Annotated in this window: 15 protein-coding genes; 4 read left to right on the top strand and 11 right to left on the bottom strand. The window is 47.1% G+C overall.

Annotated features, from left to right (window positions below; translation table 11 throughout):
• Nucleotides 1–589 precede the first annotated feature (589 nt).
• The gene (locus AC58PV_RS29075; protein ID WP_497436281.1) at nt 590–2,305 is read right to left on the bottom strand and encodes an ABC transporter ATP-binding protein; all 1,716 of its coding nucleotides are present in this window, start codon (nt 2,303–2,305) and stop codon (nt 590–592) included.
• A 172-nt stretch (nt 2,306–2,477) separates the two neighbouring features.
• Here AC58PV_RS29075 and AC58PV_RS29070 point away from each other — a divergent pair, with 172 nt between their 5' ends.
• A complete protein-coding gene (locus AC58PV_RS29070) occupies nt 2,478–3,260 on the top strand; it encodes a lipase family protein (RefSeq protein WP_497436279.1) in 783 nt (260 codons plus the stop codon).
• A gap of 43 nt (nt 3,261–3,303) precedes the next feature.
• Here AC58PV_RS29070 and AC58PV_RS29065 read toward each other — a convergent pair whose 3' ends face one another.
• The 6 genes from AC58PV_RS29065 to cysK form a co-directional block, all read right to left on the bottom strand.
• Nucleotides 3,304–3,792 (bottom strand): DinB family protein, encoded by a 489-nt coding sequence (locus tag AC58PV_RS29065; RefSeq protein WP_497436278.1) that lies wholly within the window; start codon nt 3,790–3,792, stop codon nt 3,304–3,306.
• 39 nt (nt 3,793–3,831) lie between these two features.
• Complete coding sequence (locus AC58PV_RS29060) at nt 3,832–4,341, bottom strand: HugZ family pyridoxamine 5'-phosphate oxidase (protein WP_497436277.1); 510 nt, start codon at nt 4,339–4,341, stop codon at nt 3,832–3,834.
• Entirely contained in the window at nt 4,341–5,129 is a 789-nt protein-coding gene (locus AC58PV_RS29055) for an ABC transporter ATP-binding protein (protein WP_497436276.1), read from the bottom strand. Before AC58PV_RS29055 ends, AC58PV_RS29060 begins: the two co-directional genes overlap by 1 nt.
• Nucleotides 5,122–6,123 (bottom strand): FecCD family ABC transporter permease, encoded by a 1,002-nt coding sequence (locus AC58PV_RS29050; protein WP_497436274.1) that lies wholly within the window; start codon nt 6,121–6,123, stop codon nt 5,122–5,124. Before AC58PV_RS29050 ends, AC58PV_RS29055 begins: the two co-directional genes overlap by 8 nt.
• 18 nt (nt 6,124–6,141) lie before the next feature.
• Nucleotides 6,142–7,134 (bottom strand): helical backbone metal receptor, encoded by a 993-nt coding sequence (locus AC58PV_RS29045; RefSeq protein ID WP_497436273.1) that lies wholly within the window; start codon nt 7,132–7,134, stop codon nt 6,142–6,144.
• A gap of 192 nt (nt 7,135–7,326) precedes the next feature.
• Nucleotides 7,327–8,265: a cysteine synthase A gene (gene cysK, locus AC58PV_RS29040; RefSeq protein ID WP_497436272.1), complete on the bottom strand. Its 939-nt coding sequence runs from the start codon at nt 8,263–8,265 to the stop codon at nt 7,327–7,329.
• Nucleotides 8,266–8,762: 497 nt separating this feature from the next.
• On the opposite strand from cysK, the gene AC58PV_RS29035 reads away from it, so the two are divergent.
• From AC58PV_RS29035 to AC58PV_RS29025, 3 genes are all read left to right on the top strand, one after another.
• A complete protein-coding gene (locus tag AC58PV_RS29035; protein ID WP_497436271.1) occupies nt 8,763–9,521 on the top strand; it encodes an exodeoxyribonuclease III in 759 nt (252 codons plus the stop codon).
• A gap of 138 nt (nt 9,522–9,659) precedes the next feature.
• A complete protein-coding gene (locus AC58PV_RS29030) occupies nt 9,660–10,325 on the top strand; it encodes a DUF2306 domain-containing protein (RefSeq protein ID WP_497436269.1) in 666 nt (221 codons plus the stop codon).
• A 7-nt stretch (nt 10,326–10,332) separates the two neighbouring features.
• Nucleotides 10,333–10,845, top strand: coding sequence for a hypothetical protein (locus AC58PV_RS29025; protein ID WP_497436268.1), 513 nt, complete (start codon nt 10,333–10,335; stop codon nt 10,843–10,845).
• Here AC58PV_RS29025 and AC58PV_RS29020 read toward each other — a convergent pair.
• The 4 genes from AC58PV_RS29020 to AC58PV_RS29005 form a co-directional block, all read right to left on the bottom strand.
• Nucleotides 10,837–11,241: a VOC family protein gene (locus AC58PV_RS29020; RefSeq protein ID WP_497436267.1), complete on the bottom strand. Its 405-nt coding sequence runs from the start codon at nt 11,239–11,241 to the stop codon at nt 10,837–10,839. The two genes, AC58PV_RS29025 and AC58PV_RS29020, sit on opposite strands and share 9 nt — an antisense overlap.
• 86 nt (nt 11,242–11,327) lie before the next feature.
• On the bottom strand, nt 11,328–12,554 hold the full coding sequence (locus tag AC58PV_RS29015) for a redoxin domain-containing protein (RefSeq protein ID WP_497436265.1): 1,227 nt from the start codon (nt 12,552–12,554) through the stop codon (nt 11,328–11,330).
• A gap of 74 nt (nt 12,555–12,628) precedes the next feature.
• Complete coding sequence (locus AC58PV_RS29010) at nt 12,629–15,067, bottom strand: S-layer homology domain-containing protein (protein WP_497436264.1); 2,439 nt, start codon at nt 15,065–15,067, stop codon at nt 12,629–12,631.
• A gap of 58 nt (nt 15,068–15,125) precedes the next feature.
• On the bottom strand, nt 15,126–15,713 hold the full coding sequence (locus AC58PV_RS29005) for a hypothetical protein (protein ID WP_497436263.1): 588 nt from the start codon (nt 15,711–15,713) through the stop codon (nt 15,126–15,128).
• Between the last annotated feature and the right edge of the window lie 84 nt (nt 15,714–15,797).

The following is a 15,797-nucleotide window of genomic DNA, read 5'->3' as shown; positions in this document are numbered from 1 at the left end:
TTTATAATTTACCTTAGGTAAATAATTGTTGTATGGTCCTAGTTTAGCACGAAGGATTTGGGCAGGACTAGTCTATTCTGTCGTAAAAAAATAATCACACCATCTCTTTCAGAGACGTGGAATCCAGCGGTGTGGAAACTTGCAGCCTTAGAGGCATGCAGGAAACAGGCTCTCTCAAAAGTCGAATCATAGACTGCCGAATATATATGGAGGCTTATTAGCATACAGCTTGGTAAATTTTCACGGAAATGATTGATTTCACCGGTAAGCATCACCCTTTACACAGATAGTCACATGCAATTCCAAAATAAAGGTTTGCCATAACGTTATTAGTCCCACGCTACCGTTCTACGGATTAATAACGTTATGAAATAGCGCTATTCGGGCCAAATGAAGCGAAATTCGGTTGTTCAGGATGAATAACGCTATGACGTAACGCTATTCTTCGAGATTCTTCATTTTACGAGGGAATAGGGTGTTTTCGTAACGTTATTTATGCGAAAGAGCCCCCCGCGCCATGTCATGGCACGATACCGCCGTAAAAGAAGAAGCCTCCGCCTCCCTGAACAAACAGGGAGGCGAAAGCTTCTTAAGAACTAAACTGCGCCTGATGCAGGCGGCTGTACACACCGCCGACGGCGATGAGTTCCTCATGCGCGCCTTGCTCGGTGATGCCGTCTTCGGTTACAACGACGATACGATCCGCGTTCTTGATCGTCGCGAGTCGATGCGCAATGACGAGCGTCGTGCGCCCCTTCGACAGCTCCGCCAAGGACTGCTGGATCGCCGCTTCGGTCTCGGTATCCAGCGCCGATGTCGCCTCATCTAAGATGAGAATCGGCGGATTCTTCAAGAACATGCGCGCGATCGCGAGGCGCTGCTTCTGCCCGCCGGAGAGCTTGACGCCGCGCTCTCCGATTACCGTATCCAGTCCCTTCGGCTGGGACTGGATATAGCCTTGCAGCTGCGCGCGCTGCGCAGCGTCCCAGATCTCCGCATCCGTCGCGCCTAGCTTGCCGTACGCAATGTTCTCCCGCATGGTGCCGGAGAACAGGAATACATCCTGCTGCACGATGCCGATTTGGCGGCGCAGCGACTCTAGCTCGATCTGACGAACATCGAGCCCATCAATCGTAATGCTGCCTTCGCTAACATCGTAGAAGCGCGGCAGCAAGGAGCAGATCGTCGTTTTGCCTGCGCCGGACGGCCCAACGAAAGCAACCGTCTCCCCTGCACGGATAGAGAGGGTGATGTTGTTCAATACGCGATCTTCTTCCCCGTACCCGAAGGAGACGTTATCAAACTTGATCTGACCATCCAAGTGATCTACCTTCCGAGCATTCGGATGATTATCCACTTCCGGCTCGGTGTCAATGACTTCTACATAGCGTTTGAAGCCAGCAATCCCTTTCGGATAGCTCTCAATGACGTTATTGATTTTCTGAATCGGGCCTAAGAATACATTCGTTAATAGAACAAAGGCAATGAACTCACCATAACTAATCTGCTTATCGATAACAAACCACGTACCACAGATAAGGACGAATACCGTCACGGAACGCATTAAGATGTAGCTTAATGAAATGTTCCACGCCATGATTTTATAGGAAGCCAACTTCGTCAATCGGAATCGGCCATTGTTCACCTCGAACAATTTCTTCTCATGTGCTTCATTCGCGAACGCTTGTACTACACGAATACCGCCGATGTTATCCTCAACTCGCGAATTAATATCCGCTAGATCGCCCATCATGCGACGGAAGGTTTTGGTCATTTTCTGATTAAAGTATACCGCAATCCACAACAGGAACGGCACAATAACAAACGTAAGCAGCGCAAGCTTCACATTAATTTGGAGCATGAGCACAAGTGCCCCAATAAGCGTCATGACTGCAATAAATAAATCCTCTGGACCATGATGCGCAACCTCGCCAATTTCCAGCAAATCATTCGACATCCGCGACATTAACTGCCCCGTCTTGTTATTGTCATAGAACCGGAAGCTCAGCTTCTGCAGATGGTGGAACATTTTCTTCCGCATATCTGTTTCAATGTTAATCCCCAGCATGTGACCCCAATACGTAACAACAAAGTTCAGCAGTGTATTCAGTGCATAGACAGCTAACAAACCTACGCATGCCCAAATAATCCAGCCCCAATTTCCTGCAGGAAGCAATTTATCGACAACCTGATTGACGGCTAGCGGGAACCCTAGTTCCAGTAACCCAGCCACCACCGCACAAGTAAAATCCAAAATAAATAAGTGCTTATAGGGCCGATAGTACGAAAAAAACCTTCTCAACATGTGTCTATTCCACCTTTCCTCTCATTGCAACCAACCTAACTTCACTCTTGTACTGGTTGCAACATGCCTATTATACCTGAAATCCTCCACAAATAGGCAGTTGTCAGAGGACATGTATCCAATATTTTCATATCAATGGAATATCTGATCCTGGCTGTGGAGGCATGTCATCATGTTCAACAACTCAATGGATACGCGAACTGCTCTTCGCCTCGCAGCGATGTGCGGTCAAAGCTATACCCAATTGGCACAAGGAACCGAAAGCGTTATTTTACCCGCTGCCTACCGGATCGTGACCCCATTCACGGCGAATTCCGCATTAGGCGGGCGTGAGCTATTTGGCTTTATTGCAGAATCCGACAGTCAAATTGTGATAGTATTTCGAGGCACGTCTACCACATCGGACTGGATCTCGGATGCCATCGCCAGGCAGACCGATTACCCTTATGCCAAAGAAGGCGGTCTTGTGCACCAGGGGTTTCTGGACATTTACCAATCCGCTCGCAAGCAAATTGTAACGGCCATGAGTAAACTATCCCCACAGAAACAACTCTACCTCACAGGTCACAGCCTTGGCGGCTCACTTGCCACCCTATGTGCAGCTGATTTGGCAACGAACACCAAGTTTAGAGACCCTTCTGTCTACACATTCGGTTCACCCCGAGTCGGTAACACCACATTCGCAGGTCAATTTAATCGTAAAACAGGTCCCCACTATCGCGTGTATAATCGCAATGATATGGTTCCTTCGCTGCCGCCTCTTGTCTATAAATCACCTCGTACAGGTGACCTATATCACTATATTCATGTTAAAAAAGCCGTTGAGCTCGACTTTCCAACAGGTTCATTCGCAGGTAATCATGCCGTTAGCAGCTATTTCACAGAGCTTGCCAAGCTCGATCCGAAGTATGCAAAGCTCCTCTGCGCCAAGACACCGGGCTTCTGCCCGAATTGAAAGAGACTACGGGAAGGTCCCCGTAGTCTCTTTTTTCATAATATCAGTGCTGAGCTGGGGCCTCTGCGGCATTGTCTTTCACAGCGAAATGCTTCTGAATTAACGATATCTGACCGGAATGAATACCTGTGTGATACATAAGTCTGCCTACTGCTTCCAGTGGTGTGGATGGGCCCATTGGGGATTCAACTGGCACCGTCCAAGCTTCTTGAGGCAAGTTATGCATCGCTTCAATTAGAAAATCGTTCGATGCCGTCAAATCGTCAACCAATTCTTGCAAGTTGGTGAAGGCAGGCTTGACCTTAGGTCCATTCGGACCGCCTGCTGTATACAGCTTAATGCCTTCAGGGATTTTCACACCGAAAAACCAGTTCGCAAACATATACTCAACCTCAGCATTATGACGAAGCATATAACCGATGGAAGCTGAACCCAATTCAAGGGTCAAATCAGCTTCGGGGAGCTTTTGGACTGTTTTATGGAAACGACCTTGGATCGCGTTCCAAATGGGCAATACCGTTTCAAAACTCATGTTTAGACACTCCTTTGAGATTCAGGTTTAGAGATCTGATTAGGACGTTTTTGCTGGTTGGTGACCGTCTCTAGCTACGTGTTCAAACTTCGTTGCTGCCAAATCAATATCATAAGCTTGACCAAAACCAGCTACATAGCGGCCTTCTGTCGTGGTGAGCTCGAATAAGGAGAAGTCCAACGTTTTCAACACATTAATCATTTGGTTACCAAAACGGTCGCCGAACAGTTCGAAAATATCTTCTTTATCTTCGTTCCCAATATTAGCAGCCGTACATACGAAACGAGCACGTTGTCTTGCAAATAGGTTCTCTGTAGAGGCTTCATCCTCAATCAACATAACGTCAACCGAAGGGTTACTCTCCATATAACGGAAATGATTCGCAATTCGGCTAATAAAGATATATAGTTTACCGTCTTTCTTAACAAATGGGGCATAGGAGGTGAACGGCCTACCTTTATCATCTACCGTGCTTAGCATTAACGTTTTCAAGCCTTCAGAGAACTTCAAGTATTGCCCTTTACTGGTTTCTAGATCGGGTTGCTTCATTAGGACACACTCCCACTTTTCTTTAGAATATGTATGCGGGGTCCCGCATCTTGCTCACCATATTGAATATCGGTTTCAACTTCGTAGACATGTCGGAGCAAATCGCTCGTCAGCACATCATTTGGCTTCCCATATTGATATCGTTGTCCACTCTTCAGCACACAAATGTTGTCACTATATGCACTCGCATGATTCAAATCATGCAGAACCATGACCACGGTCAAATTCAGTTCACGATTCAACTTACGGACTAGCTCCAGCACGTCTAATTGATGTGCGATGTCGAGATATGTAGTCGGCTCATCGAGCAGCAACACTTTGGGACGCTGCGCTAATGCCATGGCAATCCAAGCACGCTGTGCCTCGCCACCGGATAACGAGTTAACAAGGCGATCCTTGAAAGCTGTCATCCCCGTCTGCTCGAGTGCCCAGTTAATGATATCGTAATCTTCGCCATTAAAGCGTTCAAACCACTTCTTGTGCGGCATGCGGCCATAGCCAACAAGCTCTTCAATCGTCATATCCGCAGGGCTTGTGTTCGATTGACACAACATACACATGATGCGCGATACCTGCTTCGTACTGAGCGATTGCAGCTCTTGCTGTGCAATGCAGACGCGACCGCTCTCACAGGAGATGAGCCTCGATACACCCTTGAGAATCGTCGATTTCCCCGAACCGTTGGGCCCGATAATCGAGACGATTTCTCCTTCTTTCACATCCATTGAGAAATCATTGACGATGGTTCTCTCTCCGTATCGAATCGTTAATGACTGTACATCAAGCACGAGCTGCCTCCCCCTTTCGCATCAGATACAGGAAATAAGGTCCCCCAACCATCGCCATAACGATGCCGGAGGGTATTTCTAATGGCGCGAATACGGTGCGTCCGAGTGTGTCTGCCACAAGTAGAACAAGTGCTCCAAGCACAACGCTCAGTGGCAGCATGACACGATAATCGGAGCCAATCAGCATGCGTGCGATGTGTGGAACGACGAGACCCACGAATCCGACAAGACCAACTGTCGATACGGAAATGGCAGCTAAATACACGGCAACGAAAGAGAGTGCAAAACGAATGCGCGTCAGATTCTGACCTAAGTTATGTGCTGCCTGTTCGCCTAGACGCAAGATATTCGCTTGGCGAATGCACAGCAGTGCGGCTATCCATCCCACGATTGAATAGGGAAGAATTGTCGTGACGCCATCCATCCCTTTACCGGATAGGCTGCCGTTCAGCCACTGAAGCGCCGCCGGAAGCTTGTCGCTATATAGGATGGAGAGTAGTCCGATTACTCCACCGAAGACGGCATTCACAGCAACACCAGACAGAATAACCCGAATTGGTGCAAAACCCGTTCTTTTGCTCCACGCCCATACATAGACCATGAGGGCCGCTACCGAGCCTCCAATGATGGCAGCAAATGGAACTAAGGAGTACAAGTTAGGAAAGACCAATATAATGAGCAATACAGCAACTGCTGCACCACTCGAAACGCCCGTCAATCCAGGATCTGCAAGTGGATTGAGCAGGACAGCTTGGAGTAATGCACCAGAAGCTGCTAGATTAGCCCCGATAACTAAGGCTAGAAAAACTCTGGGGATACGAATATCCCACAGAATCGTTATATTGGCTTCACTTCCATGACCAAACACGGTGAGGAGGGTATCCATGGGTGAAATACGAACGCTGCCCAGGCCGATAGATAGCAAGGTGCCCAGGAGAAGCAGCACAGTTGCAATTCCTATATACGTGACTTTTCTTTTCTGCTTCTCGACCACGACTGCATTCCCCCGCGCTTATTTGTACAATACTTGCGCTAGATCTTTGAAAGCTGCAGGAGCATTCACGATGGATGCAATCCCAAATAGGTTGTAATCTAGCGGTTTCACCTTACCATTCTTGAACGCGTTCAACTTCTCCCAAGAACCGTTCTTCTTCAAGTCTTCTTCTAATTTCTTCGTTACAGCCGCAGGATCGCCATGGGCTACTAGCAAAATTGCATCCGGATTCGCAGCTACAATGCTTTCCATGTTCAAAGGCACATAAGCTTCTTTCAGCTTAAGGACGTCGGAAACGACATTGGACGCTCCCAGTTGTTTCACCAAGCTGCCTGTGAACGTGTTCTCGTTCATGAACATCAAGGACTCTGCCGATCCGAAAAGAATAAGAACTTTCGGAGCTGTTTTACCTTTACCAAGCTCCCGTGCTGCTGTTTCTTCGGTTGTTGTTTTCTCAAGCAATGCCGTTGCTTTCGCTTCTTGCTTGAACAATCGACCCAAGACGACGGTAGAAAGCTTCAACTCTTCTAAGGAATCTACCGGAATGTACGCAGTTGGGAGCTTCGCCGGTTGGAATTTCTTCTCAAGACTATCTTTAATAGATGCTGGCGAAACAATGACATCTGGCGTAAGTTTAGCGATTTGTTCCAAATCAGGGGCATGTGAGCTGCCGATTTTGGTTACGTTCGCATAAGCGGCAGGCATCTTGCTCGTTGTTGTTGGTACACCGACTGGCATTACACCCAGTTCATTGAGGATTTCAGAGATACCTACGGAGACGGTGACGACTTTAGCTGGGTTTGGTGTTTTGAACTGAGCAAGAAGCTCAGCTGCTTTCGCTTCATCAATCGCAACCTTTGGTGCCGCCGTTGCGGCTGTTGTTGGCGCTGCCGTTGCGGCTGCTTTCGCTGCTGGTGATGCAGTTGTTTCAGTTGAAGTCCCTTGACCGCAAGCGGCAGTCAACGAGAGTAAAAGTACGGCCATACCTATTTTTATGGATGCCTGCTTCATTGTATTATGAATCCCCCAATTTATAAATGATAATGATTTTCATTCTTATTATAGTGATAATGATAATTGTTTTCAATACATATTTTACTGTCATATTGTGCGGAATGAATTGTGCTAGATTTCAACATACAAAAAACCGTGAAAGGTGCGTTTTCGCTACCTCTCACGGTCTATTCGGCTCTATTCGTATCATTATTCGAGCTCGGCAAACAGCGCCGATGACAAATAACGCTCCCCTGTATCCGGTAGGATGACGACAATCGTCTTCCCTTTATTCTCAGGTCGCTTCGCTAATTGAGCTGCGGCAAAAGCTGCGGCTCCAGAGGAAATACCGACGAGAAGCCCTTCGCTTTTGGCCAATTGGCGCGCCGTCTCCATGGCCTCTTCATTGCTAACCGTGAGGATTTCATCCACGATGGCTCGGTTGAAATTCTCCGGCACGAAACCTGCGCCGATCCCTTGAATCTGGTGCACACCACGTGCGCCGCCGGACAGCACAGGAGAACCCGCAGGCTCAACAGCCACAATTTGAACATCCGAATGCCGCTGTTTCAGAATCTCTCCTACCCCCGTAATAGTGCCACCTGAACCTACGCCTGCTACAAAAATATCTACCTTCCCGCCCGTATCTCGCCAAATTTCTTCGGCGGTGGTCGTGCGATGAACTTCAGGGTTGGCTGGATTACTGAACTGCTGTGGGATATAGGCATTAGGCAGCCCAGCTGCTAGTTCCTTCGCCTTGCGAATAGCCCCCTGCATCCCTTCTGCAGCTGGCGTGAGGACAAGCTCTGCACCTAGGGCTCTTACAATTTTGCGACGCTCTTCACTGAATGAATCCGGTAAAATAATGATTAATCGATAACCCAAGGCTGCTGCTGCAAAAGCCAGGCCTATGCCCGTATTTCCACTTGTCGGCTCGATAATGACAGTATCCTTATTAATTTTCCCCTTCCGTTCTGCTTCCTTCAGCATGGCATAACCGATGCGATCTTTCACGCTGCCCGCCGGATTGAAATACTCTAACTTCGCGACAATTCGCGCTTCAAGCCCTTGCCGTTTATTGAAATTCCAGAGTTCCAGTAGCGGTGTATTGCCGACGAGTTCTGTTAAATTATTATATATTTTGGTCATGGGGGACCTCGCTTTCATGGGGTAGTATTAAACCGATACGTTTAGTAGGATATATAAAGTATAGCACCTGCTTTAAGAGAAATTAAATCAATAATCCTGATGAAGTGGTATGGTTTTGTCTTATAATGGGGTATTTAGTCGACAGGCCGCTGCCGGGGGAAACTTTACCTGTATAAACTACAGCTATTTCTCGTGAATTCTCGGAAAAAGTGAGTTTAGATGGAAAATATACAGCTAATATGAGCCGAACTCGCCATTACAGCCACCAGAGTCAAATTTAGCTGTACAAAATCCATTTATTAGGTTGAATTAGGTAAATATATTGAAATTAACTTCATAAAATCCAGCTAATTTAACGTGGGTTATGACCGCCGCCATGCGTCGGCGACTCCGCACGCCTAGGATTCGGGTCCGGTGATATGCAATACTATGGCGCGAACATATGGTACACTGATTTTTAGATGGTAATTATCATAAATAGAGCAAGGAGACCGACAATGAAACTAGTGTCTTGGAATGTGAATGGCTTGAGAGCCTGTGTGAATAAAGGGTTTACGGATTATTTCAAAGAGGTGGATGCGGATCTATTCTGTTTGCAGGAAACGAAGTTGCAAGAGGGGCAAATTGACCTCGATCTAGGTGAAGGTTATAAGCAGTATTGGAACTATGCGGAGAAAAAAGGGTACTCCGGCACAGCTGTTTTCTCGAAAGTGGAACCACTTTCTGTCCGATACGGTATAGAAGAAGATTCCGAGCCTGAAGGTCGCATTCTGACCTTGGAATTCGAGAACTTCTACCTCGTAACCGTGTATACGCCCAATGCTAAGCGCGATTTATCCAGACTGCCCTATCGATTAGAGTGGGAAGACCGGTTTCGCGATTACTTAGTCGGTTTGGATGCGATCAAGCCTGTGTTGGTTTGCGGTGACTTGAATGTGGCTCATCATGAAATCGACTTGAAAAACGCCAAAGGCAATCATAACAATTCCGGCTTCACCCTCGAAGAACGGGGCAAAATGACGGATTTATTAGCCGCAGGCTTTCTCGATACGTTCCGACACCTATATCCAGAGAGAACTGACGTGTATTCGTGGTGGTCCAATATGCCTGGCGTTCGTGCTCGGAATGTCGGCTGGCGCATTGACTATTTCCTCGCATCTGCGCGCTTAGCACCTAACATCACGGAGGCATCGATCGCCTGTGATATTCTAGGGAGTGATCATTGTCCGGTGGTTTTGGAGCTAGACTTGGCGTAAACGTGATAGCAGGGTGCCCGAAACCAATCCCCGACTTAAGGAGGAGCTCCCGCTCCGACCTCGGTCGCTTCTGGAAATAACCCCCTGAGTGGTAAGATCGAATTAACAAGAATTTCGATAAGCTGTGAGGGATGCGAAGTGAAGAGAAACCGAAGAAGAAGACGGAATTGGTTGTTTGGTATTCTAGCCTTCCTAGCCGTCGGGATCGCGGCATATGCCTTGGTACTATACAGCAACCCCGACGATATCCATGATCAAGGCTTCGTTACCGCGAAAGGGACCATGCCTGAGCTTTGGTATACCGTGCTATGGTTTCACGCTGTTTCCGGTGGGATTGCGCTCGGCATTGGTTGGCTGCAATTCATGAAGAGGATTCGGCTCCGAGCGCCGAATGTCCATCGCGCAATTGGCTATGTCTATGCAATGATGATTGGTATAGCAGGTGTGACAGGTCTCTACATGGCCTATTATACGAGCGGTGGCTTGAGTGCTCAGCTTGGCTTTGGGGCACTTTCGGTCATGTGGTTGTACACACTGTATCAAAGCCTCAAGAGCATCATCGCTGATCGCAACCCGCGCGCGCATGGTCAATGGATGTTGCGAAACTACGCCTTGTCCTGCGCAGCGATCTCTCTCCGCATCATGATACCGCTAGCTGCCGTGTTCTGGGGGCTTACAGATACCAACGATACGTTCGGCGTCATCGCTTGGATCTGTTGGCTGCCAAATTTACTCCTCGCAGAGATGATCATTCGCACTGGGATTCACAAATATAATAGAAGCAAAGGAGTGATATTGCATTAAAGTAAACATGAGCCACGATACTCTTCCGCTTATAGAAGACACGGCACTTATAACGGCCTGTTTCCAACCGATTATCCTCGCCTATAAAGAGATTCAAACCCGAGGCGAGGATTTCGTCTCCGGTTTATTTCAAGAGCTTACACCAGGCCAACAAGCCTTGTTCGCCTTCAACGTCTATCACACCCATGTTATTAAATCACAAGCTGACTTCTATTGGTGGAGCGCTTATTTCCTCGCTCAGCCAGCGAGATGGGCAGGTTTGTATCGTGCGCTGCGCTTTTTCGAGGACCGCGCCACGCTGCCGCTCATCGAGCAGATGGAGTCGATCCTTCGACAGCGAAACCATCCGAGAAATATCGCTGCTTTCGATATATCTACAACGGATCTTGAGCAAGACGCCGAAATGATGTCGGATGTCAGACCGCTCTATGCAGCTCTATTAGAAGCTTCTGCGATCACTCAACGTGGCATTGCTGCCTACATTCGAAACTACCCTGATGCGTTCTTGGACTTACACTGATTCAGGATTAACAGCAAACAAGGAATGGATATTCCCATCCGGATCAGCAAAAAAGGCCGTAACGTGCCCCCAAGACTTTACCATCGGCTCCATGATTGCTGTAGCCCCTTTGGCGACGTACTCCTGGTAAAGAGCATTCAGTTCTTCCGGTGAATCACATTGAAAATTGAACTCGAAAGATTGTCCTTTGCGCTCTTCTAGAAACGAAGGATGATCTTTCGTATTATCCGCCATAAGTGGCGTCGAGCAAATGGCTAGACGAACACCGCTATTAGTAAATTCGACATAATCCGCTTCTTCCACCACGATATGAAATCCAAGCACATCCTTATAAAAACGGGCCAACCGTGCAACATCCTTTGATAACATCGTGATACCTTCTAATTGAATTCTCATCGTGAAATCCCACCAGTTCTCTTCTATTTCCTAAAATTGTAACATGTACATCCGAATGGGATCAAGTGTTCTTATTAGGATAATTTCTACTCAGCCAACAGCCCCTTAATGACAGTCCTCATCTGATCCTCTGTTAATGTCCCTACTCGATTATAGGCGACTCGTCCCTGCTTATCGACAAAGATGGAAACTGGAATCGAGCGAAGTTTGTACGCTTGCGTGACCTTCTTATCAGGGTCAAGCACGACTCGGAAGGAATAGGGATGTTCTTTCAGATATGCCGTTACCTTATCATGGCTTTCTCCGACATCAACAGCCAGCATGACGATATTATCATCTTTATAGTCATGATAAACCTTTTCCATATCCGGCATTTCTTTAATACACCATTTACACCAAGTTGCCCAAAAGTTGATATACACGTTCTTGCCTTTCAGATCGCTTAACGTCACCCGCTCACCGTGTAAATCCGTTACCGTGAAGTCAATCGCACTCTCCCGCTCCTGCGCGTTAAGTAATAACGCATTCGGTGTTGCAGTCTCCTCTGTGCTTTCCGTATTTGGAGCCGCTGGCTGCAAGCTGGAGGATTGCACTGCTGCTTGTTCACTAATGCTATATGTGCTCGTTATAAAGGAAAGAGACTGATTAATCATCTCCATTCGGTTCGTGAATACGAGAAGACCCATAAAGATCATCATGACACCGCTGACGACGGAAAAGATGGGCAGGTATTTAGCAACCTTTTTCAACAATCGGGATAGATGTTCGACTAAAAAGGCCGAAAGTACGAAAGGCACCGCCATACCAAGCGAGTAAGCCGTGAGCAGAAGGACGCCCTTCTGGATGGTTTCCATACTGCCCGCATAGATGAGGATCGTAGATAGCATGGGGCCGATGCAAGGCGTCCATCCTATTGCGAAAGCCATGCCGACTAGGAACGGACCTGTTTTTCTCACAGATGGGCCGCTAGTTAGGAGCCTTTTTTCGGAATACAACAGTTTAATCTTAAATATCCCGGTCATATGAAGCCCAAATAGCATAATAACCACGCCGCCAATCTGCCTAAAGATCGATAAATTGGACGTAAATATTTTACTGATTGAGCTCACGGAAATGCCTAGCCCTATAAACACAAGGGAGAACCCCAGTATAAAAAACAAGGATTTGTAGACGACATGACTCCTGCCTTTGTTTGTAACCAAATCAGGCAGAGAAGAGCCTACGATATAGCTGAAATACACAGGAATGAGCGGAAGAACGCAAGGGGATATGAACGAAAGCAGCCCCGCTGAAAATGCCAAGATGAAATCCAATTCGCCTCTCCTCCCATGATCTTGTTCACCCTAATGGGCAAAATGGGCAGCCTTGCGGCTACCCATTTCACCTCTTATTTAAGTAAGTTGTATAACACTTGAGCAGCTTCAGCTCTCGTGGAAAGGCTTTGCGGGTTAAGTTTAGCGTTATCTCCCGTTAGGACTCCGCTCTCAACAAATGACTTGAAAGCTTCTTGCGCAAATCCTGCAATTTGCCCAGCATCTGAGAAATTAGACAATGTCGCTGCCCCATTCCCCTTCGGAAGCTTATTCAGTACACCTAACGAGCGATGCAATAGTGTGAACAGCTCCTCACGAGAGATGCTTTGATTCGGCGCGAATTGGTTGTCGCCAACACCACCTGCAATGTTAAGACGTTTGGCTGCTGCCAAATAAGGCGTGTAGTAGGTATTGCCTGCGTCTGCGAAATTATCTTTCGCGTTCTCTTCCGGCGCAATGCCATATGCTTTTAATAGTAGCGTAATAAACTGTCCTCTTGTCAGCTTGTCGTTCGGACTGAAATGATTCTCATCCGTGCCGCCGGCAATTTTATTTGCTGCTAAGAAATTAATCGCTTTAGCATACCAGGCTGAATCCGCTACATCTGCAAAGCCAGAGTTCGTGTACGTAATTACAACATCCGTCGTTGGACTTGGGTTATATCCATATTTGGCTGCATATCGAACTTGATAAGTACCTGTGGATAAGCCTGTCGTTTCGGTCGCTTTGGCTGCCGTGTATTTCGTAGCTCCGGAAAGTTTGTATTCCAACTGTGCGGTTGTGCCTGTGATTTTGCCATCCGCGCTCAATGACGTTACTGCTGCTGTCGTGCCTAGTCCCGTAGGTGCTGCAGGTTGTTCCAAATTCAAATCAATGATCGTAGACGGACTTGGTTTAAAGCCCGTTTTAGCTGCAACTCGCACATAATAAGTGCCTTGTGCAAGTCCTGTAAGGGATGTGCCAGTTACTGGTGCATAAGCCTTGTCTTCTGCACGTTTGTACTCAAGAGCTGTAGATGTACCACTAATTTGACCATCTTTGCTCGTATCTGATTTTGGAGCTTTACCTGTCAGTCCTGTAGGGGCTGCTTGGTTAGCCGCACCTTGCAGTTCGGAGAAAGCACGATCAAGTGCTTCAATGTAGTTGTTGTAATTCACACCTTTTTTCCCGTTCAGTTCATAATCAGGTTGAATATCCTTCCACGTGTACATTAATTCCACATGATCAAGAATTGGGGCTGGTTTGCCTTGGGCATCCTTATGATCCTTGTTGTAAATAAAGAAGTAAGGCACTTGCAGCTTGTTAGCTACATGCTCGGTACCATTTGGGTCTTTGTAGCTGACATTATTGCTTGCTTTCGCATAAAGCGTTTCGATGTTCGTTAAATAAGTATTGACTAGATCGACATAACGATCGGCAAATGCTGCTCCAGTGGCTCTAATTTGAAGGAAATTGCTGCTATCCGTTCCTGCTGGCACATCTGGCGTTCCGCCAATCCCTCCGTCTAGCTTCGTATCCCAGTTATATACTTTGGTTACATTGTATTTCTTCGCATACTCATTGACATACTTCGCAACTGCGCGCGTATTAGGGCACCAGGAGCAACCGAATAGAAACACGTAGTTCCCTTCGCTTTGCAACACACCATTAAGCTCATCATAGGTTACAGGATCAAGCACGATATCTTTATCCGCTTCGCCAAAAATCGTTTCTCCCGCGAATTCATTATAGGAAGAGGCAATATAGTTGTTATTTGTTTGGTCTGCTTGCAAGCTTGCTTTCAGGTTAGCGGGAACTGCATCGAATGCCGCGCTAACTTTCGCTTTATATGCATCGGCTTTGCTTGTATCCACAACACCATCCGTTAAAAGAGCATCAATTCCCTCTACAGAAGCAATGATTGGCGCGTTGTCAGAGCCATTTTTGTTATTTTTGTTATACACGAATAAGTAAGGGGTTTGAATCTTTTGAGCTGTGCCCGTCAGGGTTTTGGTAACTACGTTCGGCGCTTTGCCTGACGTCACGTCATTGCTGTATGTAACACTTTCTGAACCATCGATTTGCGTGCTAAGATTTGTCAAATACTTGTTAACCAAGTCAACGTAACGTCTCGAGATTGGATTGTTAGCAGAATCAGCGATATCCGTTGCTGGATCTGCACCATCTAACCGCGTATCGAAGTTATAGACGGCCTTGATTCCTTTCGCTTGCGCGACTTCATTAATATATCCGACTACGGATTGTGTATCTTGACTCCAAGCACCACCGAACAGGAAAGCATAGGTTCCATCGGAGTCTAGTAAGTAATCCAGTTCATGATAGGTTGTTGTTTTAAAAACGTTCTTATCGTCAACGAGATTATCATATTTTTGGTTAAAATAACTTGTATAAGTGCTGTTGAGTGGGGCTGCTGATGTCGCCGCGCTTGTTTGGTTCGTCTGTAAAAAAGGGAAAACGAGCGTAGCAGCCAAGAGCAGCGTTACGGCTTTTTTCGTCGTCGATGATGTAGTCATGGTATTCTCCTCTATGTTAGTTTCGATTGTTCTCTCTCTTGTCTGATTGCGATTCCGATTAGCAACCCTCTTCTTCGATATCGCAGTTCTCTTCATCTTGCGCAGCAGGTGCAGGCGTTGCAGCTGCTTTGGCAGGTGCTGGTGTAGCTGTTGGCTTCACTTGCGCAGGTTGTGGCGTCTCCGCAACTGCGGCTTTAGGCTCTTCTTTCTTCACCGGTTCGGCTGTTGGTTTAGGCTCTTCCGCTTTCGTCACGACTTCTTCCTTTTTCGGTTCAGCTGCTGTAGTTACCGCTGCTGTCTTTACTTCAGGCGCCTTCGTGTTCACAGCAGTAGTTGCTGTAGTGCTAGTTGTAGGCGTAGTTGTCGCTGCTGGTGTTGCAATAGCGGTTTGTGTCTGTGGCACTTCTACAGCTGGCGTTGCATCTGCTTGCGGCTTCGTTTCAGCAACCGCGGTTACAGCAGCAGCAGTCTGTGCGGCAGGTTCCACTTTCGGTGCTGAAGTGTCTTGTGTAGACGCAACAGAAGTCACGCCATTATCGTCTGTATTCTTTGAAGCAGATACCGTGACTGCATAGATGGCAATAAGTACAGCAATCGCTGCGAGTATGGCCAATACTTTAATTTTTGATCGTCCAATGTTAACCATGTTTGAACATCCCTCTCCATGTAAAATGTAAGTAACTCAATTGCTAGCCAGTTGACTTCCCTCTTCGCTGTAACCCTCCTTGCA

This window comes from Paenibacillus sp. J22FR83 (assembly GCF_059691955.1).
This window is presented reverse-complemented; position numbering and strand designations above follow the sequence as displayed.